The 24,829-nt window shown below is 57.0% G+C and carries 16 protein-coding genes and 1 pseudogene; 7 read left to right on the top strand and 10 right to left on the bottom strand.

Annotated features, from left to right (window positions below; all coding sequences use genetic code 11):
• Positions 1 to 30 precede the first annotated feature (30 nt).
• Positions 31 to 3,015 (bottom strand): carboxypeptidase regulatory-like domain-containing protein, encoded by a 2,985-nt coding sequence (locus VFA76_17495; GenBank protein ID HZR33643.1) that lies wholly within the window; start codon positions 3,013 to 3,015, stop codon positions 31 to 33.
• Between the two features lie 257 nt (positions 3,016 to 3,272).
• Positions 3,273 to 4,286: an energy transducer TonB gene (locus tag VFA76_17490; protein HZR33642.1), complete on the bottom strand. Its 1,014-nt coding sequence runs from the start codon at positions 4,284 to 4,286 to the stop codon at positions 3,273 to 3,275.
• 375 nt (positions 4,287 to 4,661) lie between these two features.
• Between VFA76_17490 and ileS the strand changes: the two genes are divergently transcribed.
• Positions 4,662 to 7,511: an isoleucine--tRNA ligase gene (gene ileS / locus VFA76_17485; protein HZR33641.1), complete on the top strand. Its 2,850-nt coding sequence runs from the start codon at positions 4,662 to 4,664 to the stop codon at positions 7,509 to 7,511.
• 32 nt (positions 7,512 to 7,543) lie between these two features.
• Positions 7,544 to 8,086: a signal peptidase II gene (gene lspA, locus VFA76_17480; GenBank protein HZR33640.1), complete on the top strand. Its 543-nt coding sequence runs from the start codon at positions 7,544 to 7,546 to the stop codon at positions 8,084 to 8,086.
• Between the two features lie 274 nt (positions 8,087 to 8,360).
• On the opposite strand, the pseudogene VFA76_17475 reads toward lspA, so the two are convergent.
• The 4 genes and pseudogenes from VFA76_17475 to VFA76_17460 form a co-directional block, all read right to left on the bottom strand.
• Positions 8,361 to 8,762 (bottom strand): annotated as a pseudogene (locus tag VFA76_17475) (deiodinase-like protein).
• A gap of 12 nt (positions 8,763 to 8,774) precedes the next feature.
• Positions 8,775 to 9,083, bottom strand: a complete 309-nt coding sequence (locus tag VFA76_17470; protein HZR33639.1) for a hypothetical protein — start codon at positions 9,081 to 9,083, stop codon at positions 8,775 to 8,777.
• A gap of 29 nt (positions 9,084 to 9,112) precedes the next feature.
• Positions 9,113 to 9,808, bottom strand: coding sequence for a hypothetical protein (locus tag VFA76_17465; GenBank protein HZR33638.1), 696 nt, complete (start codon positions 9,806 to 9,808; stop codon positions 9,113 to 9,115).
• A gap of 152 nt (positions 9,809 to 9,960) precedes the next feature.
• Positions 9,961 to 10,944: a D-2-hydroxyacid dehydrogenase gene (locus tag VFA76_17460; protein HZR33637.1), complete on the bottom strand. Its 984-nt coding sequence runs from the start codon at positions 10,942 to 10,944 to the stop codon at positions 9,961 to 9,963.
• Positions 10,945 to 11,422: 478 nt separating this feature from the next.
• Here VFA76_17460 and VFA76_17455 point away from each other — a divergent pair, with 478 nt between their 5' ends.
• On the top strand, positions 11,423 to 11,896 hold the full coding sequence (locus tag VFA76_17455) for a DUF2844 domain-containing protein (protein HZR33636.1): 474 nt from the start codon (positions 11,423 to 11,425) through the stop codon (positions 11,894 to 11,896).
• On the top strand, positions 11,893 to 13,110 hold the full coding sequence (locus VFA76_17450) for a DUF3443 domain-containing protein (GenBank protein ID HZR33635.1): 1,218 nt from the start codon (positions 11,893 to 11,895) through the stop codon (positions 13,108 to 13,110). Before VFA76_17455 ends, VFA76_17450 begins: the two co-directional genes overlap by 4 nt.
• Positions 13,111 to 13,144: 34 nt before the next feature.
• Here the strand turns inward: VFA76_17450 and VFA76_17445 are convergent, their stop codons facing one another.
• The 4 genes from VFA76_17445 to VFA76_17430 all read right to left on the bottom strand — a co-directional run bounded on the left by VFA76_17445 (position 13,145) and on the right by VFA76_17430 (position 19,298).
• A complete protein-coding gene (locus VFA76_17445; protein HZR33634.1) occupies positions 13,145 to 14,992 on the bottom strand; it encodes a sodium:solute symporter family protein in 1,848 nt (615 codons plus the stop codon).
• Positions 14,993 to 15,037: 45 nt separating this feature from the next.
• The gene (locus tag VFA76_17440) at positions 15,038 to 16,735 is read right to left on the bottom strand and encodes a SpoIIE family protein phosphatase (protein ID HZR33633.1); all 1,698 of its coding nucleotides are present in this window, start codon (positions 16,733 to 16,735) and stop codon (positions 15,038 to 15,040) included.
• A gap of 141 nt (positions 16,736 to 16,876) precedes the next feature.
• A complete protein-coding gene (locus VFA76_17435; protein HZR33632.1) occupies positions 16,877 to 18,175 on the bottom strand; it encodes a glycosyltransferase family 87 protein in 1,299 nt (432 codons plus the stop codon).
• Positions 18,176 to 18,257: 82 nt separating this feature from the next.
• Positions 18,258 to 19,298: a phosphatase PAP2 family protein gene (locus VFA76_17430; GenBank protein HZR33631.1), complete on the bottom strand. Its 1,041-nt coding sequence runs from the start codon at positions 19,296 to 19,298 to the stop codon at positions 18,258 to 18,260.
• A gap of 424 nt (positions 19,299 to 19,722) precedes the next feature.
• On the opposite strand from VFA76_17430, the gene VFA76_17425 reads away from it, so the two are divergent.
• The 3 genes from VFA76_17425 (at position 19,723) to VFA76_17415 (ending at position 24,641) form a co-directional block, all read left to right on the top strand.
• The gene (locus VFA76_17425; GenBank protein HZR33630.1) at positions 19,723 to 21,537 is read left to right on the top strand and encodes a hypothetical protein; all 1,815 of its coding nucleotides are present in this window, start codon (positions 19,723 to 19,725) and stop codon (positions 21,535 to 21,537) included.
• Positions 21,538 to 21,760: 223 nt separating this feature from the next.
• Positions 21,761 to 23,137 carry a sigma-54 dependent transcriptional regulator gene (locus VFA76_17420; GenBank protein ID HZR33629.1) on the top strand — a complete coding sequence of 459 codons (1,377 nt, stop codon included), beginning with the start codon at positions 21,761 to 21,763 and terminating at the stop codon, positions 23,135 to 23,137.
• A complete protein-coding gene (locus VFA76_17415) occupies positions 23,091 to 24,641 on the top strand; it encodes a hypothetical protein (GenBank protein HZR33628.1) in 1,551 nt (516 codons plus the stop codon). Before VFA76_17420 ends, VFA76_17415 begins: the two co-directional genes overlap by 47 nt.
• Positions 24,642 to 24,829 lie beyond the last annotated feature (188 nt).

The following is a 24,829-nucleotide window of genomic DNA, read 5'->3' as shown; positions in this document are numbered from 1 at the left end:
TCCCTCGTCCTGAAACGGTGAATCCGCAGATTAGAACGTCAGCTTCGCTCCCAACTGGAATGCCCGCGGGCCGCCTGATCCAAAGATTCCACCGGCTGTATTCACCGGCCGTCCAAACTGCGACGAAGTCATAAATCCCGGGTCGCCGGGAGTATTGCTGTCGCGGACCAGCGCATTGGAGAAGCCCGAATAGTTCGTAGTGGAAACGCCGAGAATGTTCGTCTGGTTCAGCAGATTGAATACCTCCCCTAGGGCTTCCAGGTTGACGCCCTCGTGCAGTCGGAAGTCTTTCGACAAACGCATGTCGAACGACTGGAAGCTGTCGCTGAAACGCGCGTTGTTGCTTACGGAGGGGAGCAGTTGACCATTGATGCCTCCGGCGCCATTGAGTTGTTGAATGAAGGCATTCAGTTCGGCAGCGCTGTGGAACTGCCTGCCTCCAGCATTTCGGCTTAGGAGCGGGATGCGCGAGCTGCCGTCGGGCAGCAGGATGTCCATGGGCACGCCGGAAGCGATCGTCCAGATAGGCGAGAAGCGGAAGCCGTACGGCAGGTTAACAATCGCGGCAGCCACGAAGCGGTGCCGCTGGTCATTGGGCGTGGGGCCGTACTCACGATGCAGGTTGTTGGGATCGAGCGGGGGATAGGCAAACGGTATCTGGTCGTCGTTGGAGTAATTGAAAGCCTTTGAGAGCGTGTAGGCCGCATGGAACTGGTAGCGACGTGACATCCGCCGATCCATGCTCAGCAGCAGGCCGTCATAGTGCGTGTTCACGCTCGATTCAAGATTGGTCACTCCTTCATTGGGGGCGCCCACTGGACCGCCTACAACCGGGTTGTACACCGCGCCAACCGGCCGTCCGATGATGAAGTGCGTGCCCAGATTGTGGATGCCGTCCGCCCGAAGGATCCAGTCCTTGGCGACTTCCCACTGAATACCCAGGTTGAACTGCTGCACCATGGGGTTCTGCATGGCGTTATCAATGATGTCTATGCCCGCCGCGCCACCGGCTCCGGGAATCACCGGGCCGGTAAAGGCGTTGGAGAATGTGGGCGCGCCGGGGGCGAACCGGCCCATGGAATCAAGGAACGCTACATTGCCCAGGGTCACAGCGATGGGCAAAGCTCGGCCATCCAGACCGCGTTCGAGCGACTGTATTTCAAGAGTGATGCGGTCGTAGTAAATTCCGTAACCGCCATGAATGCTAAACTGCCCTGACTTGCTCGCCCAATTGAAGCCAACGCGCGGACCGAAATTGTCCCTATCCTTGTGCCGCGTTCCGTGGAGAAGGGGCAGAACAATGGGATTGATCTCGTTGTAGCGTCCGATGTTCTTAACGTCGGAATCGATTTCATAACGCAACCCCAGGTTCAGGGTGAACTGCGGATGCAGGTGCCAGTCATCCTGAACGTAGCCGGCCACGAAATTGTTGTCAGAGTTGGGAAGTAGCAGGGGCCGGGTGGGGGTGGCGCTGCGGATAGCAACCGCGAAGAGAAGATCATTGTCGTTGACTACTCCATCGCCGTTGCGGTCAAAGTCCGGAAAATTTTCTACTGCGATGATTCGCCCCGTCTGAAACACACCCAGGTTGAAGGTGTCATCCAGGCGCTGCATTTCTCCGCCGAAACGGAAATTGTGTTTGCCGCGGGTCCAATCAATGCTATCGCTCCACTGCAGGCGGTTCTGCGTCGTCTGTTGTGGGACGCGGAAAGAAGCGCCATCGGTAAGGCTGGGGAAGTCCAGCTCCGGCCCTGGGGTCACCGGTAATGTGGCGTTGCCAAAATTGTTGATGCTGAAGCTGGCACGGTTCAGCAAGGTGGGGCTGAGCACGCGGGTCCAGGAGGCGAGAAAGTTCTGAAAATTGTTTTGCGAAGTCTGCCGCTCGGATGGCGAGCCGAGCGAACTCGAGATGGTGCTGGCGCCGGTAGCGTCCTGCCGCTCCAGAGAATATCGGAAGCTGAGAGTATTGTTATTGGAGACGCGCCAGTCGGCCCGTGTCGTTCCCATCAGGTCGGTAAGGGGCGCTCGCGCAAAACTCTTGCTGATGGTCTGTGTGGCCAGGTCCCGTGTTCCTGCCAGGACTCCGCCCAGCTGGTCGCGGTATTCGAATCCGGCGAACCACCAGGCTCTATCCCGTGCGATGGGGCCGCCAACGGTTCCCGAATATTGCTGCCGGCGGAAGGGCGGCGTCTGGCCGGAAACGGACGTCGGATCAAAAGTCGCTGGCAACGCCTGCAGGCTCTTATCGCGCTCGTAGAAGGAGGCGGAGCCGTGCAATTGATTGGTTCCTCCCTTTGTCACCACGTTAACCACGGATGATCCCGAGCGTCCGGTCTCGGCGGAAAACCGGTTGGTGGCAATCTGAAATTCCTGCACCGCATCCTCAGGGACATTGAGCAGCATTCCGCCGACCGCGTCGTCGTTGTCGTCGGTACCGTCAACCGTGACATTGCCGCCGCGGCCCAATTGTCCGGCGGAGGAGATTGCTACCGTATTGGTTTTGGTTGGGTCGAAATTGGGGGCCGGTGAATTGCCCGGCATCAGCAGCGCCAGCTCCAGAAAGTTGCGGCCGTTCAAGGGCAGGTTTCCAATTTGCTGGGCGTTCACCACGCCATCCACCACTGAGGAAACGGTGTTTACGGCAGATGCGTTGCTCGTGTCCTCGATCTCGATGGTGGTCTGTTGCTTTTCGATAGGAAGCCGCAATTTGATCTTGGCCTGCTGCCCGACCTCAAGGGCGACCCGTGCCATCGCGGGAGCGAAGCCCTTTGCCTGGGCACGGACTTCGTATTCACCGGGTGCGAGGTTGTTAAAAACGAACAGGCCGACGCTGGTGGTTAACGTGGTGCGCTCGAGCCCGGTAGCCTTATTGACTGCTGTGATTTGCGCGCTGGCCACGACCGCGCCTTGCGGGTCAGTGACATCGCCGCTGAGGGCCGCGGTCCCTGATTCCTGGCCAAAAGCAGTTAGGGTGATTAACAACAGGCTTAAAGAGACAAGCAAGGGTCTTCCCATGGTTCGTACACTCCGGGGGAGCTGGATTAGGCCGCTGGGATTGTGGTTGGAATTCTACCCAACCAGAGCAGGAAAATCACACATTTCTTTTTACTCTAGATGGCGCAGGTCTGCATGTGTCCTTGCTTCCCCACCTTTGCAAAAACCGCAAAGGAGTGTCCGCGCTACATGCTGGTTTCAGCGGATAAGAAATGTCCAGGGGACAAAAAAAGGAGAGGCAGGTTTGCCTCTCCTCAGGAGTTTCAAATGGACTTCTCTCAGTAGAGCCGGAAGTTTACTTCTACGTTGATTTGAACCGCGACTGGCTGGCCGTCTTTCATGGCCGGTTCGAATTTCCAGTTGCGGACCGCTTCAATTGCTTTCTGGTCGAGACCCATGCCCAACGAGCGAGCGACTTTAATGTCGTGCGGGTGGCCGTCCTGAGCGACGATCAGCCATAGCACGCAGGTTCCCTGATACTTGGCCTTGCGCGCTTCTTCTGAGTACTCAGGGTCAGGGGTTGAAATCGCGCGCGGCGCTGAAACTCCGCCGCCCACGCGGAACACGCCCCCACCAATCCCGCCTCCCCTGCCCGGGCCAACGCCAGGGCCGGTGCCGGAACCAACTCCGCCACCCGTTCCGGAACCAATGCCACCGCCAGAGCCGGTACCGTTCGACGGTGGGCCTGCCGGAATTACGGCCTTGGGATCGCCAAAGGTTGGCAGATTGTTAGAGGCCATCTGAACTTTAGGCGGAATCACGACCGTGGCGTCAGCCGTCAGCTTGGGGTTCTCGTTGCGAACTACCATTGCCGGAGGCGTGATTTGCTCCATGGCGAACTTGGGCAACTTGCCCTTGGGCGCCTGCAACTTGTCACGATCGCCGCCACCGCCGCCGCCACCGATCACGTCATTCTTTTTCTGCGAGAGCGGCATGTACTGCGAAATGTCGGGCGCGATGAGCGTCACTTGTTCTTGTTTGATCTGCTTTTTGACTACACGCGCGCCCATAACCGAAATTACAATCAGCCCCGCGATCACAAAACTATGGGCCACAATCGAGCCCAGCGCGCCGCGCTTTTTGTAGTTGTATGTACCCCAGATATCGCGGACCGGGACAGGCCGGGAGGTCAAGCGCAGGGGTGGCAATTTTTCCGGGTGTCGCCACTCGTGGAAGGATTGGCTCAGCGACTTCCACCATGGCTGGTCGAGTTTTTCTAAGCCGCCCAGGAGATCCAGTTTGGGCTCGACGTAACGTTCTTGAGTCGGAGGTTCTAAAACCTGATTCACCATAATTTCGTCCCAGGGGCCCTATGTCCCACTTGCCACGGTCAGGTAACCGTCGTCATTAAACGAGATGAGCACATGGAGTGCCAAGTTGCTTTCGGGTGACATTCTGCTTAAAAAGCCTTTGTAAAGCTCAGAATTCCCCACTTTCAGTCGGGAAAATCTTACCCCTACCGGGAAATGTAGGAAGTGCATTCCCACTTTTAGATGCCTGAATTCCCAAAACGTCACCCTAAAAGAAAATTCATACAGAGGTGTCCCGAAGGACAGGAACCGAAGTTCACAACAGACATTGTTGCAGGCTGTTAAATGGGGCGCGTTGGACGGCTGTTTCTCTGCTCCCTATAATGAAAAGAATCCACCACGAGGACGCATAGAAGAGTGGCGCTCGAGCTGAAATCTACCTTAAACCTGCCGAACACCGACTTCGGAATGAAGGCGAATCTGCCTCAGAACGAGCCCAGGATACTGGCTCGCTGGGAAGAGTTAAGGATTTATGACTCCATCCGAAAGGCGCGCGCGGGAGCGCCTGTCTACGTCCTGCATGACGGGCCTCCGTATGCCAATGGCCCCTTGCACATGGGCCATGCACTCAATAAGTGCATTAAGGATTTCATTGTCAAGTCCAAGACCATGGCGGGTTTAGACGCTCCCTATGTGCCGGGGTGGGACTGCCACGGACTGCCCATCGAGATCAAAGTGGACAGCGCGTTGGGCAAGAAGAAGCAGACCATGAGCCCGCTGGAAATTCGGCAGGCCTGCCGCAAGTACGCGGAGACATATCTGGAGCTACAGCGCGAGCAGTTCAAGCGCATCGGCGTCTTTGGGCGTTGGGAGCGGCCCTACTCCACCATGACTCCGGAATATGAGTCGGTGGTGCTGGAGACCCTCTATACATTTCTCGAGAACGGTTTTGTGTACAAGGGCTTGCGTCCGGTGTACTGGTGCATTCACGACCGCACGGCGCTGGCGGAAGCCGAAGTTGAGTACGAGAACCACACCAGCCCGAGCGTTTGGGTGAAGTACCGGCTGCAATCCGATCCGCGAAACATCGATCCCGAGCTCGCCGACAAGCGCATTTTCGATGGCAAAACGGTTTCGACCATCATCTGGACCACAACTCCCTGGACGCTGCCCGCCTCGATGGCGGCGGCGTTTCATCCCAATGAAGAGTATGTGGCGATAGAAACCGGGAACGACACTTATATCGTGGCCGAAAAGCTGGCCAGCCTAACCGCTGAGAAGTGTGGCTTTGAGGACTGGAAAATCGTTGCCCGCTTTCCGGGAAGCCGGATGGAGCACTTGTACTTCTACCATCCATTCCTGCCTTGGCCAGAGCGCAAGATACTGGGCGTACTTGCGGACTACGTCACCATGGACCAGGGTACGGGCGTGGTGCACACTGCACCCTCCCATGGCGCTGACGATTTCTATACCGGTGTGAAGTACAAGCTCGACCAGACTTGCAATGTTGATGCTGCCGGCCGCCTGCGTAACGGTTTGCCCGAGTATGACGGCAAAACTGTGTTTGAGGCCAACCAGCCGGTTATCGAGTTGCTGAAAGCGCGCGGTGCGCTATTGCACACCGAAAAGTTGGAGCACTCCTATCCCCACTGCTGGCGTTGTCACAATCCTGTCATATTTCGCGCAACCGAGCAGTGGTTCATCTCCATGGAAGGCAAGCTGCCGGGCGGCACGTTGCGCACTCGCGCGCTGGAAGAGATCAGGAAGGTGAAGTGGGACCCCGCCTGGGGAGAGGAGCGTATCTCCAACATGATCGCTACCCGCCCGGATTGGTGCATCTCGCGCCAGCGCCTGTGGGGAGTGCCCATCGCGGTGTACCTGTGCGAAGGCTGTGGGCTGGCGTTGCAATCCAAAGAAGTTTACGCCAAGGTGGTTGCGCTGGTGGCGCGCGAGGGCGTGGACGTCTGGTACACGGACAAAGCCGACATGCTTGTCCCGCCAGACGCAAAGTGCGGGAAGTGCGGCGGGACGCGCTTCAAGAAGGAGATGGACATCATTGATGTGTGGTTCGAGTCCGGGTCGAGCCATGCGGCTGTACTGGGCCGTGAACCGGGGCTGCCGTGGCCGGCCGACATGTACATCGAAGGCGGCGACCAGTACCGCGGCTGGTTTCACTCTTCCCTGCTCTGCTCGGTGGGAACGCGCAATCAGGCGCCGTATCGCATGGTTTCCACCAACGGCTGGACGCTCGACGAGCAAGGCCGCGCTATGTCGAAATCGCGCGGCAACGACGTGGATCCCGTGGACATTGCTAATCGCCTGGGCGCGGAGATTGTGCGGCTGTGGGTGGCATCGGTGGACTTCCGCGAGGATGTGGTCGGCTCGGAGCAGCTGATGCAGCGAATCGCGGAGAACTATCGCAAGATCCGCAATACGTTCAGGTACATTTTGGGCAATCTGTCAGATTTCGATCCGCGGAAAGACGCAGTTGAGTACGCCAAGATGGAGCCGCTGGATCGTTACATGTTGCGCCAGGCAGCCGAAGTCGTAGCGCAGGTGGAGCGCTGGTATGAAGAGATGGCGTTTCACAGAATCTACCAGCGCCTGAACCAGTTCTGCGTGGTGGATTTGAGCGCGTTCTACTTCGACGTGTTAAAGGACAGGCTTTATACTCAGGCTCCTGGCTCGATTGGACGACGCTCGGCCCAGACTGCGATCTGGCGAATCGGCGAGGCGCTGGTTCGGCTGCTGGCGCCAATTCTGAGCTTCACCACCGACGAAATCTGGCAATTCCTTCCCAACCTGCCTGACCGGCTGGAGAGCGTGCACCTGACGACGTTTCCCCGGCCGGAGGAAGTCACCGGCGCGCTCCCGACGGAAGAGAATTGGGAGCAACTGCGCTCGGACTGGACGCTGTTGCAGGCGGTTCGCAATGAAGTGCTGAAGGCACTGGAGACGGCGCGCAATGAGAAACAAATCGGGAGCGGCCTCGAGGCGCAGGTAACGATCGCTGCCAATGATCCGGCCTATTCAGTCTTGGCGCGTTACCAGGACCAGCTGCGTTATTTATTTATTGTCTCCAAGGTCAATCTGGAACGAAGCGCCGCTGGTAACGGAGCGACGGGTGTTTCCGTCAAAGTAAGTAAGGCGCCGGGCAGGAAGTGCGAACGTTGCTGGAATTATTCGATCCACGTGGGCGAGAACAGCATCTATCCGGCTGTGTGCGAGCGGTGCAGCGCCGTGCTGAAGGAGATAGAGAGTCACTAGCGGGGCTGGACGTCGCAGGTAAAATATTAACTATGGCCGATCTGGCGGTGAGCAATCCTACCTTGAGTAATGCCCATGCCATGCGCAAGTACCATTTCCTGATTTCCGTGCTGGTGGTGTGCTTTGACCGGCTAGCGAAGTGGACGATTGAGCGCAGTGTTGGACTTCACGACAGCGTAGTCGTGATCCCCGGCTTCTTTCATCTGACGCACGTGGAGAACCGTGGGGCGGCATTCGGCCTGTTCGCGGAATCTCCCTCGGCGTGGAAGGTCACGGTTTTGGTGCTGTTTTCTCTGGTAGCACTGGTAGTGGTCTCAGCCCTGCTGTGGAAGAACAGTCACGCGATGACCAGCACCGGCGTGGGCCTGGCGCTCATTCTGGGAGGCGCGATCGGAAATTTGTGGGACCGACTGCTCAGCGGACACGTGGTGGACTTTCTCGATTTTTATCTGGGAAGCTATCATTGGCCGGCCTTCAATATCGCGGACAGTGCAATTGTGATCGGTGCGTTCCTGCTGGTGGCTGAGATCCTTTTCGAGAAGTCCGCGAGCGAACCGAAGGCGATAAGCCGATAACGCGCTGGCATGTTCCTCAAATAACACCTATAAAGGGCCTGCGACGGTCGGGGTCATTATCCAGCTCGGGCTCCTCCGGCTGTGAAATTTCAGCATCCAATTGATATGGCTCGTTCCCTAGGGAGTTCTGCGTCAAGATCTGCTGGGAGAGAGGTGCTGGGCATCGCGATTGCGCTGCTCGTCCTCTTCTTAGTAGTTCTTTATTTCCTATGGAAACGACATCGGGAGCAGGTACCACCTCCGGCATTGCAACCTCAATCCATATTAATGCCGATTAGTTCTGGGCCCTGCTGGGCTGGGCTGGAAACAACTGCGCCAGGGCAGCGCCCAATTCCTTGGTCTTGAAACCGAACGGACCGGGTTTGCTCTTATAGACAATGCGACCCTGAGTGTCTATGACGTACATGCGGTCAGGCCAACCGGTGTAAGCCTTTTCAGCAGCATTGTCGAAGCCGTCAATGAGCGCCGGGAACTTGATGCCTAGCTTGCGCACGCAGGTTCCTGCAACTTGGGTACGCTCATCCACATTCCGCGGACTCTGAAAGACCACCTTGTCGCGGACGTTACTCTCCATTTGCCAGACGTCGCTAGGGTGTGCCTCGAGAATGTATACCGCGTAAAAGGCGGCTTTGTCGCGATACTGATCGTACAGCGTGTTGAGGGCAGGAACCTCCCGCCGAAATGGGGGTCAGGTATAGCTCCCGAATATGAGGACCACGGGCTGCTTGCCGCGGAAAGAAGCCAGACTGATCTGCGAGGTATGGTCCAGGGTTGTCAGTGAAAAGTCTGGCGCGGCTTGGCCAGGTTGGAGCTGCCCGGCGCGCGCCTGTGTCCAGAGAGTTTCAAAAGGCGCCACCAGAAACACGGCATTCGTCATATGCGACATGACACGGCCGAAGGTCTCCGGTGGTTGGCGCATGGCCCAGGTGATGAAACCCAGAAACACGACGTAGATGACCGCCAGGCCTATGGCTGTCCGCACAAGAACCTTACGCATGTTGGGCATTCTAACTCAGGAGCAAGCTTTCAAGCTTTGGTTTGTTCGCTGCTGCGGCGGGCAATGTTGGGCAATTCGCGGATCACGAATGCGGTACAGGCGGAGATGATGGACCCTGCGATGGTCATCAGCAGTGAGCCAGCGTACTTTACATACCATACCGGGCCAAGTTCGGCAGTTAAACCAGCGCCATTGACCCAAGATAAAGCAAGGTCATTTCCTGGTTTTCCGGCTGCAATCAGCAAACCCATGTCCGCCTTGCGAGCAAAATCCCCAGTGATTCGTCCTGTGGAATCGTATCCATCGGAGGAGTGCACGCGTACCCGCAACTCATGGCTGCCCGCAGGAACTTGTATGGTACGCACCAGAGTGCCCTGCACCGTCGCCGGAAGCATACGCAAGCGGCGCTTTTTTGCACTGGTCTTGCCTGTGTACGTGAGTTGGTCGTCAACCCAGACCGACACTTCTGCGGAACGGAAACCGTGCTGCATCTTGATTTGCAGATTGGCTGCGCCGATAGAACGGTTTACGTGAAAGGCAACCAGGAAAATAACCAACGCCAAACCCGCCATGAAAGGTATGGGATGCTTGACTACGAAGACCTGGGCAGAGTGTGCCCAGCGCTGAAGCTTCAAGCTGGCCGGTGCGGAGGAAGGTGGTGACTGGGGGGCGGACGCCGTGCTCTCACCGGAAACAGTTCTCTTGCTGAGTACTGGCCGTGGCATAGGAAACTCTATTGTGCCTTTAGACGGTTAGCCCCACCAGTTACCGACAGTCATATACAGGGCAACTCAAAAGTAACTTCAAGTCAAGGTGGGAATGAAATCGGCCTGGAAGCCTGACCGCGTGGGTCATGCAGACGAGAGCGGGGTGAAGGTTAGTAACCCATTGATTTATCTACCACGCCCCGCAGGGGCTCACCGGCGAGGAAGCGGCGCAGATTGTCATGGATAAGCGCATATTGGCGCTCCCAGAGCTTCTCGGTTATTCCGGCGGTGTGGGGCGTGATGAGGACGTTCTCCATGTCCCATAGCGGAGAGCCGGCTGGAAGCGGCTCTTCAACGAAGACGTCGAGAGCGGCGCCAGCGATTTGCTTCTTTTGCAAAGCCGTAATCAGGGCAGCTTCATCAACCAACGGGCCGCGGCTGACGTTTATCAAGTAGGCGTCCGACCTCATTTTGGTGAGGCGCTCGGCGGTGAGAAGGGAGCGCGTTTTCGGGGTAATTGGCGCCGCGAGCACCACATAGTTTGACGCAGCGAGAACCTCATCAAGCTGGTCGGGGCCATAAACCGCGTTAACTCCGGCCATTCCCTTCTCTGGATGCTCGCGGACCGCTACGACACGCATGCCAAGCGCGGCCGCCCGGGTCGCGAGCTCGCGGCCGATGCTGCCCAAGCCGATGATTCCTAGCGTGCTGTCCTGGACTTCCCAGGTGGGCTGCGAATCACGCCACACCAAGCCCTGTCCCCAGACATGCTGTGACTGAAAACGTATCGCCGCCGGGAGTCTTTTTGTGAGAGCAAAAATCAATGCCAGCGCATGTTCGGCACCCACCGGGCCGTGCACTTCGCGCGCGTTGGTGAGAATGACATCACTTTCCACCAACTCGGGAAACAGCAACTGATGAATGGCCGCCGCGGTGGAATGGATCCAGCGTAGCTTGCGGGCAGCGCGAAACTGTTCGGGACGCAACGACCAGGTAATGACGATCTCGGCGTCACGCAAATAATCTTCAATCCCCTCGTAGTCGTCCCTCTGGGTGATATCGAGCTTGTGAAAATCGCGGCGTAGACGATCCGCCAGCCATGCAGGCGCATTCCAGAGCTCAAACTGATGGTGAAGAACGATGAGGACTTTCATTAGGCAGAGTTCAAGATAGCAAAACTGCCCGCGGCGGGCTGGAATGAAAGCGACGCCCTCAAATAGGCAAAGCGCTATCGACCCGGACCCTGGTTGGGATTCCCTCGATAGCGCCGCTTAAAAATGACCCGGAACTAATTTTGATTTTAGGCGAGGAAGAATGCCTGTCTAGTACACGAGTTGGTGCATATCAATCGAGGGTTCTCCACCTTTTGGCTACGCTCACCGCACCACGAAAGTTGGAGCCATTTTTGCAGCGTCCGTGGCAGGCGCGCGGAAGCCGCACCGATTCTCCAGCGCAGAGCGCTCCGCCCGATGTTGGGCTTAATGGCTAGGATTCGGTGTATTGCTGCGGTCCGTTTGGAATTGTGGGCCAGCGACTCTGATTCATAACGTAAAGAATTGTAAATTGCCGGTGGCATTACCGTGGATTTCGTCATCTAACCGGTCATCTTCACAAACTTAATTCGAGAAAGATATGAACGTGCTTACTGCTTTGCCAAAACACGGTGGGTGGTTGCTGGCCATTGCCTGCGCAATTCTTGCTTTACCCATGGCGGGGTTCGCGGCCTTGGGTGGTGATGTGAATTCGGTGCGAAACGATCAGGCGCAGATGCGCGCCAGCCTTCGGGTCACCACTGCCAGCGCGTACACAGTGCACGAGGTGCGGGCTGCTACCGGGCACGTGGTCAGAGAGTATGTCTCGCCCGCGGGAAAAGTTTTTGCGGTTTCATGGCAGGGGCCGACCATCCCCGACATGCAGCAAATTATGGGCGCCTATTTTGAGCAATACACTCGCGCCGCGCGAATTCGCCGTTCCGGCCATGGACCGCTTCTGATTGAAATGCCCGGGCTCGTAGTACAGCAGGGCGGCCACATGCGGGCCTTCTCTGGCAGGGCGTACGTCCCAGAATTGTTGCCGCAGGGAGTTCGCACTGAGGCGGTTCGATGACGCTTGCAAGCAGAGGAAGTGGCGGCGCCATTCCAATCCTGTTCATCGCAGCTCTCTTGGTGACCGCCGTTGGCTGTGGTAACGGCTCAAAGGTTGGTGACAATCCCATTGCTCCTCCCGGAAACAATGTTCAGCCGATCTCGGTGAATGCTGGCCCGGCGAGCAATAGCGCCAATGGCGCATTTACCAGCGTTAAGGTGTGTGTGCCAGGTAGTACCACCGAATGTCAGACCATCAACGGAGTGCTCGTAGATACGGGATCAAGCGGACTAAGAGTACTGGCTTCGGCGTTGACGCTCGCGCTGCCGCAACAGGTTTCCGGAACCACTCCCATAGCGGAGTGCAATCAATTCCAGGATGGCTTTACCTGGGGACCTATCAAAGCGGCTGACATCATCATAGCCGGCGAAAAGGCGAATTCGGTCCCAATGCAGGTCATTGGTGATCCCGCATTTCCCACCGTGCCAACGCCTTGCAAGAACGCTGGTATTCCCTCCGAGGATACCCTAGCTACCTTGGGCGCCAACGGTGTATTGGGGGTGGGCCCGTTCGTTCAGGACTGTGGTCCGGGATGCGCCTCCACCGCGAACAATGTGGGACTCTACTATGCGTGTCCGTCCTCAGGCTGCATACAGACGGCGGAGCCATTGTCAGCGCAGGTGCAAAATCCGGTGGCATTCTTTCCGACAGACAACAACGGAGTCATCATCGAGCTGCCGGCGATCCCGGCAGCGGGAGCACCGACCGTGAGCGGGTCGTTGGTTTTTGGGATTGGAACGCAATCGAACAACGGGCTGTCCAACGCAACCGTGCTGGGCGTAGATCCTTCGAATGCGACCTTCACCACTGTTTTCAAGAACATTTCCTATGGCGCATTTATTGACAGCGGCTCAAATGGGTTGTTTTTCCTGGACAGCGCCAGCACTGCGCTCAGTGTGTGCACCGACAACTCTTCCTTCTACTGCCCTCCTAATACGAGAAGCTTTTCCGCCACCAATCAGGGAACAAATGGAACCAGCAGCAATGTGAGCTTCAACATCGCCAATGCGGACACTCTGTTCTCAAACCTGGCCGCTACCGCTTTCAATAATTTGGGCGGACCAAATCCAAATCAGTTTGATTGGGGAATGCCATTCTTCTATGGGCGGAATGTGTTCACTGCGATTGAGGGACAAAATACTCCGGCCGGTCCGGGGCCATACTTCGCGTATTAACTCCGCCAGTTAATTCGTCCGGCGGTGCTGCGAATCAGGCATTGGGCGCGGCACGGCGTTTCTCGTGCACTTCGCCGGTCTCGAGCTTCCAGTGGCTACGCGAGAGATTGCCATACAACAAAGCCGCGCAGATGGCTGATCCCGCCATCATCACAGCGCCTCGCCACATGGGACCGAGCGTCAGCCAGCCAATTCCGAAGAGTGCCATGTAAACCATCCCGCAACCCAGCAGCCAGGAAAACAAGTTGGGGCCGAGGTCGTGGACCGGAGGCAGTTCAGGAGTGAGCCGGGCGATCGGCTTCCAGCCAAGCACATCCGGGCGGACCTTGCGGTAGAAGCGCAGCAAGACTTCCTGAGGTTCGGCGGGCGTGGCCAGAGTCACAATCACCCAAACGAGGGTGGTGAGAAGGGTGTTGGCAAGAGCCGTTTTGGCGAAGATCACCGGGCCGGAGCCGGAAAATGGCGCCGTCCAGCGCAGAACAAGGGTGGAGACCATAGCTGTAGCCATGGCGGAAATTTCGCTCCAGGCATTGATACGCCACCAGAACCATCGCAGCAGGTACACTCCACCGGTGCCAGCACCGATTTCCAGAACGACTTCCCATCCCGACCTGATGGAGGCGAGCTGCGCGGCAACAAATCCGGCGGCAATAACCAGGACCACGGTGGCCAGACGAGAAATGTTGACGTAATGCTTTTCTGAAGCCTGAGGTTTGATGAAGCGGCGATAGAAATCAGAGACCAGATAAGAAGCTCCCCAATTGAGCTGGGTAGCGATGGTTGACATAAAGGCCGCCATGAATCCCGCTATCACCACTCCCCTGAGTGCGTGCGGGGTGTGCTGGTTCACGATCATCATGTAACCGTTTTCCGGATGCTCGAGATTCGGATATAGAACGATCGCCGCGAGGGCGGCCAGGATCCAGGGCCATGGGCGAATGGCATAGTGCGCGATGTTGAACCAGAGAACGGAGAGCAAGCCGTTACGCTCGTCGCGCGCGCTGAAAATCCGCTGTGCAATGTACCCGCCGCCACCCGGCTCTGACCCGGGATACCAAAAGGCCCACCATTGCATTCCGAGATAGACGATAAAACTAATGCCGGGCAGCAACCAGAGCGCTTGCTCGGTGAGACCGCGGGAAAAGTCCGGGAAAAAGGAGAGGGCATCGCCAGGCGGCGGGCCGGAGTTGGTGGCAGCGGCTGCGGCGCGCATCTGGTGAAGTGAGCTGACCAGGGAGCCCATCCCGCCCACCGCCCCCACGGCATAGTAGGCGACCATGATGACGATGGCCATTTTTAAGGCGAACTGAAAGAGGTCGGTCCACAGCACGCCCCAGAGTCCGCCGAGAGAGACGTAAAGCCCGGTGAATGGAATCAAGAAGAAGATACAAATGGCGAGTGCGGCATGGTCGCTGACGCCCAGAGTAGTGCCGACAATGCCGATCATAGCTTTGGTGACCCAGCCGAGAATCACACAATTCATCAGCAGGCCAAGGTAGATAGCGCGAAAGCCGCGCAAAAAGGCCGCCGGGCCGCCGCTGTATCGCATCTCCGCAAATTGAACGTCGGTGAGCAGACCCGAGCGGCGCCACAAACGCGCGAACAGGAAGACGGTCATCATGCCCGAAGGCAGGAAGCACCACCACAGCCAGTTGCCAGCAATGCCCTGCGAGTAAACCAGGCCCGTGACCACCAGCGGCGTGTCCGCCGCGAAGGTGGTCGCAACCATGGAAGTGCCAGCCAGCCACCAGCTCACGTTGCGGCCGGAGACGAAGTAGTCATCCACGCTCCGCCCGGAACGACGCCGGAAGAACAGGCCTAGCCCCAGAGTGATAAGAAGGTAGGCAATGATTGCAGACCAATCCAGCAGGGTGAAGTTCATGTGCCGGTAGTGTTGGTTAGAAAACGCGGACTGTCAATAGAAGTTTCAGGCCTGGGTTTTTGCGGAAAGGCGCCCGGAGCCCGTGTATTGCAGCTCAACCATGGTGCAATCGTCGGCCAGGGGAGTGCCGGCGCAAAAAGCATTCACGCACTTGAAGATCTCTTCGAATGAAGACATCGCGGCCACTTCCTGCAGACGGGAATCTTCGAAAAACTCGCCATTACTATTTTCCGCTTCGGTGACGCCGTCGGTGACCAACAGCAGGCGGTCACCGGGGTTCATCCGGCATTCGCCGCTTTCGTAAGCCGCGTCAGCCAGCAGGCCCACGGGTACGTTGGAAGCCTCAGGGCGGGCTACTTTCCCCTCGCTGACTACCAGCGGAGGGACATGGCCGCAGTTCACGTATTCGAGACGTCCGTCGCTGTGCATGCGAACGATGATGAGAGTGGCGTATTTTTCGCCGATGTGCTTCTGGCAGAAGAAGCGGTTGACGGCGCTCACAATTTCCGTCAGCGGCATGCTGGCGAGAAGATGCGAATAGACCATACCCTGCAGAGTCGAGGCCAGTATGGCTGCGGTAACTCCCTTCCCACAGACATCAGCAATGACTACTGAAAGTTCATTTTCGGTTTTGACAGCATCGTAAAAATCGCCGCCGATCTCTTTACAGGAAATATTGCGGGCGTGCAGGCGGGCGAACGGTACTTCCGGAATGGTGACCGCCATCAGGCCCTGCTGGATACTGGCGGCGATTGCCATCTGCTGCTGGTAGCGGCGGGCCTCTTCCTCCGCCTGTACCAGCCGGGCGTTGTCCACCAGCGCCGCCGCTTCACGGGCGATGGCGTGGAGGATGTCGTGCCCCACCCCAGACATGGCCCGCGAGGTATAGCGAGCATCCAGATAGAGTGCTCCCATCACTTCGCTTGCAAGATTACCGGTTTCGAGCTTGCGGTTCGCTTGCTTGGTCTGGACCTGCATCTTGCGAAGAGGAATACAGATCACCGTGCGCAGGTCGTAAGCGATGATGCTGTTGCGGGCCGCTAGGTCAGTGGACTTCGTGGTGTCAGACACCAGAAACTCGGAGTTGGAATTGATGGCCTCATCGAGGATGGAGTGGGAGATCGTCTTGTCGTCCAGTAGCGGCATGCCTTCCGCGTTACGTCCAGCAGCAAGTCGAAGACTGCCGTCTGGCTCGCGCAGGAAAACGTAGCCGCGCTCAGAACCGGTAAGCCGCAGAGTTGACTCGACCAGGGTAACCAAAATCTCATCCAGTACACCGGTCGTATTGAGTTTGCGCGCGGCCTCAAGGAATAGCGCCAGCTTCTCCAAATCAGTGTTTTGAGTAATGTTGAGGTCGGAAATCTGACTCAGAAATTCGCGGGCGGAACTCTTCTCTGCGGTCTGCGGTTGAAATACGAGATAGCCGCCGTCACGGGCGCCGAATTCGAGCCGATCATTGGTCTGCAGGCGGGCTCGTTGTACCTTTTCTCCGTTGAGAAAAGTGCCGTGCTTGCTGCCCTGGTCAATAACAAAGAACTCGCCATTCTCCGCCGTGATTACGGCGTGATCGCGTGAAACCCGAGGATCGGTGATGACCAGGTCCTTTTCTGCTTTGCGTCCCACGGTAAACGGCGAGTGGTCGAGCAAAAGCGGGCGAGTTTCACTACCTTGCACGAGAAGGAGCTTGGGAAAAGCCCCTGAACCTGGGTCGGAGATGGGGCCAGCTACACTGGGCATTGCCATTGATGGCCTTTGTGGCGAAGAGCTATTTCGGGGCGCAACGGCGCGGGTCGCTCCCCGGCTTGAATCGTCGCAAAAGCGTAAACCTTGGCTTGAAGGATTGCAATACCGGATATCGTGCTTTGTGGCCAGCCAAAGGCTGGTTTAACCGGAAGCAGTCCCTCGCAAGGCGCTCCTGGCCTGCAATCCGAGCAGAGCCATCATTCCCAGGGGAATGCTCAAGGTAGTGTAGAGGGGGAGAGTCCAGGCGTGCTGGACGGTTTCGTGAGGCAATATGAGTGAGGCGAAGGTGAGGCCCGTACTTGCAACCCACGGCCATACGACGAGGCCGCCGACAGCGAAGTAGAACAAGCGCGTAGCCCTGCTGGCGCGAAACACTCCCCGCCAGCAATTGAGTAGGAGCATCACCACGGGGACGAACAGCACCTGGTTGTAAGGATGCCATGTGGTCAGAAGCACGCTCCCACCCAAGGCAAAGCACAGCGCGAGAGAGAAAGCGGGCGAGCCAGGCGATTGACGTCGCGCACGCCAAAAAACAAAAAGCATCAATAACACGACGAGCACGGTCAGGGTCTGGCCAGTAAAGGGACCCAACCCTTCGGTAAGGAATGATGTACCACGCGTGTACTGGCGGTAGGCCAGAGTCGCCCGGTAAAACTCACCTACCCAGCCGGGCAAGATAATTTCAGCGCCGCCGACCAACAACAACATGGTCGCAGTAAAACCAGCAGCTAACCGCCACCGGTGGCGAATGTCGCTCAATGTCCATACTGCCAGGAAAACCACCAGCGGCAGCACCAGTTGTGGTTTGATGGTCGCAATAGCCAGCAGAACACCCGCCACAATGAGCATGCCCGCCGAGAGCGCCGCGGCAGCCGCGGCAAGAATCGCACTTACTAAAAGCGTGAGCTGTTGCAACTTAACTCCCTGTACCACGGGATAGCAGCCCAGGGTGAGAGTGGTGGCTATGAACAATCCCGTTCTTGAAAAGCGCACATTGAGGGCGCGCAGCCACAGCGGAACACTGATGACGATGAGCGCGATCAGCAACCAGTTGAACGCCGCCTGCACCAACGAAAAATCCAGATGAATGGTGGGAGCGAGCAGAAAAACTATGTAGGCTGGATAGGCAAAGGCTTGTGGATCGTGTGGGTCGGAGGGCCGGGAAAGGTCGAGCTCCCGACCGTAGTAACCTATCTGAATTTCGCGCGTGAGGTCGTCGCGATAAGGAGCGCGGCCGTGGAGAAGCAATTCGCGTGCGCCTAGCCAGCGCGGATAGAGATCCGAAAGGTTGCCGCGCGGCTGGCCGGTGCGTGCGGCATCCGCAACCTGATAAGGAACCAGAATACCCAGCACGTAAAACCACATGCTGGCAGCAAAGATCACTGCCACCGCGACTGCCCAGAGGTGGCGAGCATGGGATTTTGGTAGGCCGCTGCTCATGGGAGGCCGGGCAACTGTCGTTGTTAATATTGGCGAAGGTGAATTCAACAGAACGGTTCTCGCGAAGAATCGCGGATGCGCACTAGTATGGTCCCGCGGTCCGCGCCCATGCAATTTGTTTCTCGCCGGCCCTTGGGCCGGAATCCCTACTCATCACGAAGATGGTCGCAGCAGCTACGGCGACTCCTCCCAGCAAGTCAACAAAATAGTGCCACTCCAGCAACAGAATGGCAGCCAGTAATAAAACATCGTAAGCAACGAACAGGCTTGCAATCCGTTTCCATTTTCGGATGAACCACAGCACCACCAGCGGTTGTGCGATGTGCATGCAGGGAAACGCGATATAAAAGGCCATAGGAATGCTATGAACTGGTTTTTGCTGCCAGAGGTAGCGAGCATTAGCGAGCATGTTTTTCTGACTGAGATATGAGCTTAGGTCGTAGCGCAGTCTTTCAAAATGGTGGCTGCACAAGACGTATGGCCCGTGGCTTGGCCACAAGTAAAAGATGATGAGCGCCAGGTAGTTGGCGAAGAGAACGGCTCCCACAAATTGCATGGCCCGGCGCCGACCCGACAACATTGCACAGAGGATCAAGGTCGTCCCGATCTGCGGAAACATCCCGAAATAAATAAAGTTCAGGGCGGATAAGGTTCCAGCCGGCAACACTTCCGCTGCGTGATGGGCCAGGGCCGAAACTGTGGTCCCGAATAGCCTTACGTCCAGCCAGTTAAAGAACTCGTCGTAAGCGCCGTAATACCGAACTCTCACAATTATGTTGTTGTAGGTGAAAACCATTATCAGGCCGAAGAACAAGTAAGCAGCGGCAGGAAGTAATCCCATGATTCGGTGGGCGAGCCGTTCCTGGTTGTTTGGAGTTTTCAGACGATCGCGATGCATTAATTCGAGGACGGCGAGCGTCTCAACCGTGATCAGGACTGCAAACTTAGCTCCGACCACCAGAACAAGTATCGCAACGAACGCGGCCAAGATAAGTAATTTCGGCTTGTTGAGCCAATACTGGTTGCGGAAGCTGATCAACAATTCTTTGGGATTTTGAATGGCGTACAACACCGTTGCGAGTACGGCAGATTGGACAGCGAGGATTATGTAGGAGTTAAGCATCTGGTCCAGATCCCATCGCACAGGTAAATGAACGCGGTGCAGGATGGGAATCAAGAAAGCGACAGCCGCGCCTGTGAGAACAAAGTGGAGATTTTCGGGCGCAAGAATTGACTGCCACTTTCGCAGCGGACCTGGACTCCTTGCCGACGACGGGTTTTGAGTCAAAGAATTCCTTTGGACTTGCGTGCTCAACTCACCGCGATCCGGCGCGTCTTTGCGAGAAGTAGCATCTTGCCGACGGTGAAAAAAATTATAAAATCAAGGTACCCTTCAGCGAATTCCTGAGGCAGAGCGCCGAATAGCTCTAGCATAGTCGCCAGAGTCAGGGGGAGAGAGTGCTTGCGAACGGCACTGCGCCGCAAGGAAACGCCGCGCACGGCAGGCATGGGCGGAGTATAGCGTAAGCGATGACCCTTCAATTCAGATGACCCTTCAATGGTTGGAATTGGTCCTGATCGTGATCGCAGGATCGGCAGCCACAATGATTGCGCTGCGCTGGGCAGGCGCCTGGTTTCTGGCGTGGAGCGGCAATGGCTCGCCAAAGGGATCGGCTCCGGAGATTATTGCGCAAGCTTTCAGCGAATTAAGCCGCCGACCGGTGCTGTCAGTCGTTAGCGTGGGACTTCTGGCACTCGCTCTGAGGGCGGCAATGCTGCCTCTGCTGGGCGTTCCGGTTCCTGCAATTCACGATGAATTCAGCTATCTGCTCGCCGCAGACACGTTCGCGCACGGGCGAATGACCAATCCTACCCCTCCTCACTGGATGCACTTTGAGAGTGTGCACATTATTGTGCGTCCCACCTACATGTCCATGTACCCAGTCGGGCAGGGATTGACGCTAGCACTTGGTGAAGTGTTGGGACACCCGTGGATCGGTGTGTGGCTGAGCGTTGCCGTGATGTGCGCCGGGATCTGCTGGATGTTGCAGGGATGGATGCCACTGCGGTGGGCGTTGCTGGGAGGAATTTTCGCGACCCTGACCATCGGCTTATTTAACTATTGGATTGATTCTTATTGGGGCGGCGCAGTGGCGGCGACGGGTGGCTGCCTGGTATTAGGCGCATTACCGCGAATCCAGAAACGACAACGCGTGCGGGATGCTGTTCTGTTTGCGCTCGGGCTGGCTGTTCTGGCCAACAGCCGCCCTTTTGAGGGCTTGGTCTTCGGTGGTGCAACCACGGTTGCTTTGCTGATTTGGATGTTGGGCAAGAAAGGTCCGCCATCTCAAGTTTCAATTCAGCGAATTGTGTTGCCAATTGCAGGGGTGATGGCAGTGACTTTCGCTGCCATGGGCTACTACTTCTGGCGAGGTACTGGGTGCCCATGGCACATGCCTTACCAGGTGGCCCGCGAGACGTACGCGATTACGCCAGTGATGCTGTGGCAGTCCATTCGCACACATGCGCCTACGTTTCACAATCAGCTCATGCGGATCTTTTACCTGGAATGGGAACCTCACATGTTCCTGACCAACCGCAGTGATCTGGTGGCATTCACTGCTCGCAAGGCGCTGGTGAACTGGTATTTCTACCTCGCGCCGTGCCTGACGCTGCCGCTGCTTTACCTGGGATGGGTTTTCAAGGACCGGCGCGTCCGAATACCACTCTTGGTTTTCGCAGCGACCGCGTTGGCCCTGGGATTGGAGGGCTGGATCCAACCACATTATGCCGCGCCTCTGACTTGCGCGTTGTATGCGGTTGTGATGCAGGGATTCCGCCACATGAGAGTTTGGAAATGGAATGGTAGGAGGGTGGGTCTTCTCCTGGCGCGCACCATAATCGTGGGCTGTGTCGCGCTTGTATTCCTGCGCCTGGGCGCGGTTGTGCTGCACATTCCGGTGCCGGATTTGTGGCCGCGGGGCGATCCGGATCGCGCGGCGCTGAAGCGCCGGTTGGAGGAGACGCCCGGTTCGCACCTGGTCTTCGTCCGTTATCTTCCAGGGCACAATCCGCAACGGGAGTGGGTGTACAACGGCGCTGAAATAGAGGGCGCCAAGGTGTTGTGGGCGCGCGAAATCGACCTCCAAAGCGATCAGGAGTTAATCCGTTACTTTAAAGACAGACGGGTTTGGCTTGTGCAGCCGGATGTTAAGCCTGTCAAATTAACAGCTTATGGTTCCGGGATAACGGTTCCGACCGCACCGCCCCAAGACGGCGGTGGAAATCTAGTGAAGGGTGTGGAAATCCCCGCTTCGAGAGGGGCCGGGGCCGCAGGGTCGCCTCATAGGTTAACGCCTTAGTGGCAGCTCACGGCATGCCGATGTGCAATAGTTTGCACACTCCGAACATAGCCGTCTAACTTACTGTTCTTACCCTAAGCAGGCCGTTTTGTTTGTCTCGGCTGAATTCTGCTGATAGTATTCAGGCCACGTCACCTGGGGCCTGTAATTATTGCCGAAAGCCGCTCCAGTCGCGGCTGCGGACGGTTGGGCAGATAGAGAAAAACCGGCTTTGAGGAGTTTAGTGGCAGTGATCAAGTGTCATTTTGTGGATGAACGGGAGGAGTTTTTCGCGATTCTTGGCGAAAAATTGGGAGACAGCTTTTTGCTGCTTCCAGCGAAACTCTCAGAGCGGGAAAAACTGGTGGAGTGCGATGTGCTGATCACCAGTTTGCCCAGTCCGGACGAATCCCGATTCGAAGCAAGCCTCACCGGTTTGCAGACTCTGGTCCGAAATCCGGCGGCGGTGCCGGTGGTCGCATTCTTATCCACAACCGACCGTCAAGCCAAGCGCCAGGCCTTGAGCACCGGGGCATACGATTATTTTGTGGAGAGTGCATCCCTGGAAGAATTGCGGCTGGTGCTGCGCAGGGCGGCACAGTTTCATGAACTTCATCGTGAACTGGCGCAGTTGCGGGCATCGGCTGCGAGCCTAACGGATTTTGTATCGGTGGTAGGTACGGACGAAAAGATGCGGGCGATTTACAGCTTCGCCTCCAAGGTGGCGGCAACCGATTCCACATTGCTGGTGACAGGCGAGACTGGAACCGGAAAGGAATTGCTGGCGCGCGCGATCCATCATGCCAGCACTCGGGCACAGCAGCCTTTCCTCGCGGTTGCGTGTTCCTCTTTGCCGGAAACCCTGATTGAGGCTGAGCTCTTCGGGCATGAGCGGGGTGCCTTCACCGGGGCGACGGCGGCGCGCCGTGGGCGATTCGAAGCGGCAGAGCGTGGCACCATCTTTCTGGATGAAGTAGGTGAGCTCTCCCCGGCGATGCAGGTGAAGCTTCTGCGGGTGCTGCAAGAGCGCACCTTCGAGCGCCTGGGCAGCAACCAGCAACGCTCCATGGAAGCGCGTGTGATCTGCGCAACTCACCGCAACCTGGGCGATCTGGTAAAAGCGGGCAGCTTTCGGGCTGATCTGTACTACCGCTTGAACACCATCGAGATCCATCTGCCGGCATTAAGAGAACGGCGGGACGACATCGTGGTGCTCGCCTATTCCTTCCTGCAGAGCCATTGCGAACGTCATCGCCGACCCGCGCGAAGAATTTCAGTGGCTGCGATGGCAGCACTGCAAGAATACGATTGGCCGGGTAACATTCGCGAACTGCAGAACGTAATCGAGCGCGCAGTGGTAATCTGCGACGATGCTGAGATTTCCATCGAGCACCTGCCGTCACAATTTGCGGCATGGGAAGTGGGCATGGAAGACGGTTCCTTTGACGAGGAAGTGCGCGCATTCAAGCGACGACTGATCCGTCGAGTGCTGGAGGAATTCGGCAATAATAAACTGCAAGCCGCCCGTTCTTTGAAGATCGCGCGCTCTTCCCTGCACCGCTTGATTGACGAACTTGAAGTCCCTGAGCCACTCCGGTCCGATCACGATATCAGCAACTGAGTTGCGCCCGCTGCTTTCCAAGCGTCGGGTCTTCACCATCATCCTGCTGTTGGGATTTTTCATCCTGACGGTGCGTGGCGGCCATGATCCAGATCTGTGGTGGCATCTGCGCGCCGGCCAGTACATGGCGCAAAGCCACAGCGTTCTACATCGAGATATCTTCTCCTACACAAAATTTGGTCAGACTTGGATCGCCCATGAATGGCTCTCTGAAGTCATCATGTATCTGGTCTACAAACGGACCAGTTGGGCGGGGCTGAATCTGTTTTTTGGGTTGGCAACAGGCGGCGCGTTCGCAATTACTTTTTTTCGCTGTGCAGGCCGGCCTTACGTCGCGGCGCCCATTGTTTTGTTGGGAATGATGGCCAGCAGTCCAGCTTGGGGACTGCGACCACAGATGTTTTCCGTCTTACTGACGGCTATTTTTCTCCTCTTACTCGATCGCGCTGAAAACAATTCCGGCCTTTCAGGCGGGATCGAGTCGCCGGCTCGCTACCGCTTTCTTTGGCTAATGGCGCCTTTAACCATCCTTTGGGTGAACCTGCATGCTGGTTATGCCATAGGTCTGGTGCTGATCGGCGTAACGCTCGCGGGATGGTTGTTAGAGGTAGGATTGGGGCTTCGTGCCTGGGAAGATGTCAAAGCTCCGGCAAAAACGCTGGCGCTGGTCTTCGTTATCTGTCTGGCCTTGGTTCCGCTGAATCCTAACGGGCTGCGGTTGTACATCTATCCTTTGGAAACGCTGCGTGCGCATGGCATCCAGGATTTTATTCAGGAATGGGCTTCACCGAATTTTCATGAGGTAGAGTTCAAGCCCTTGCTAGCGCTCTTCTTGCTTAGCTTTTTGGCCTTGGCCTTAGCGGGCAGGCGGGTACGAGCGGCGCAGTTGCTCATGCTGGTTGGGACTGCCTATGGAGCCCTAACCGCGGTGCGGCACGTGCCCATCTTCGCCATTGTGGCAGTGCCGATCGTGTGCGCGTGTCTGGTGGGGTGGATGAACGATCAAGGCTGGAAGTGGTTCAAGGCGGACGACCAGAGCGCCGCAGCTGGTAAGCTGGCCCTGAATGTTGTGCTGCTGCTGGCGATGACCGGTTTTATGTTATTTCGTTTCAATTACGTGGTAAGAGAGCAGCCTTCCCTGGAGGCAAGGTACTTTCCTGCGGGAGCCACCGCTTTCCTGGCGCAAAACCAGCCGCCGCCTAACCTGTTCAACTATTACGATTGGGGTGGCTACTTTATTTGGAAGCTCTACCCAAAGTATCGGGTGTTCACGGATGGCCGAACCGACTTGTATGGCGACGAACTAATGGAAGCCTTTTCGCACATCGCGAACGCCGACGATCACACCTGGCGCCAGCGGCTGGAGATGTTTGGAGTGGCCACGGTGGTAGTGCCCCCTCAGAGCGGCCTATCCCGGATTCTGCAATACGATTCCGGGTGGAAGAAATTGTATGAGAACAAACAGGCAGTAATTTTTTCCCGTGAGCATACGGGCAATCGCTGAAAAATGGATAAGACTGAGTCTTAATGGCGGCAAAGTCCTGCTCTCTCAACGCGGGTAGGCACGTCAGTAACTGTCTCTGTTACGCAGCAGTAATCTTGGCGCAGTGTCTTAGTTCTAAGACACCGCTCAGCCCGCTCCGCGATAAAATCCTGTAAGTTGCTGATTCTGCAGCATAAGAAAACCTCCTA

Source organism: Terriglobales bacterium (genome assembly GCA_035651655.1).
Taxonomy (GTDB): Bacteria; Acidobacteriota; Terriglobia; order Terriglobales; family Acidobacteriaceae; genus DASRFG01.
The sequence above is the reverse complement of the archived record's forward strand: the minus strand, read 5'-3'. Positions and strand labels throughout refer to the sequence as shown.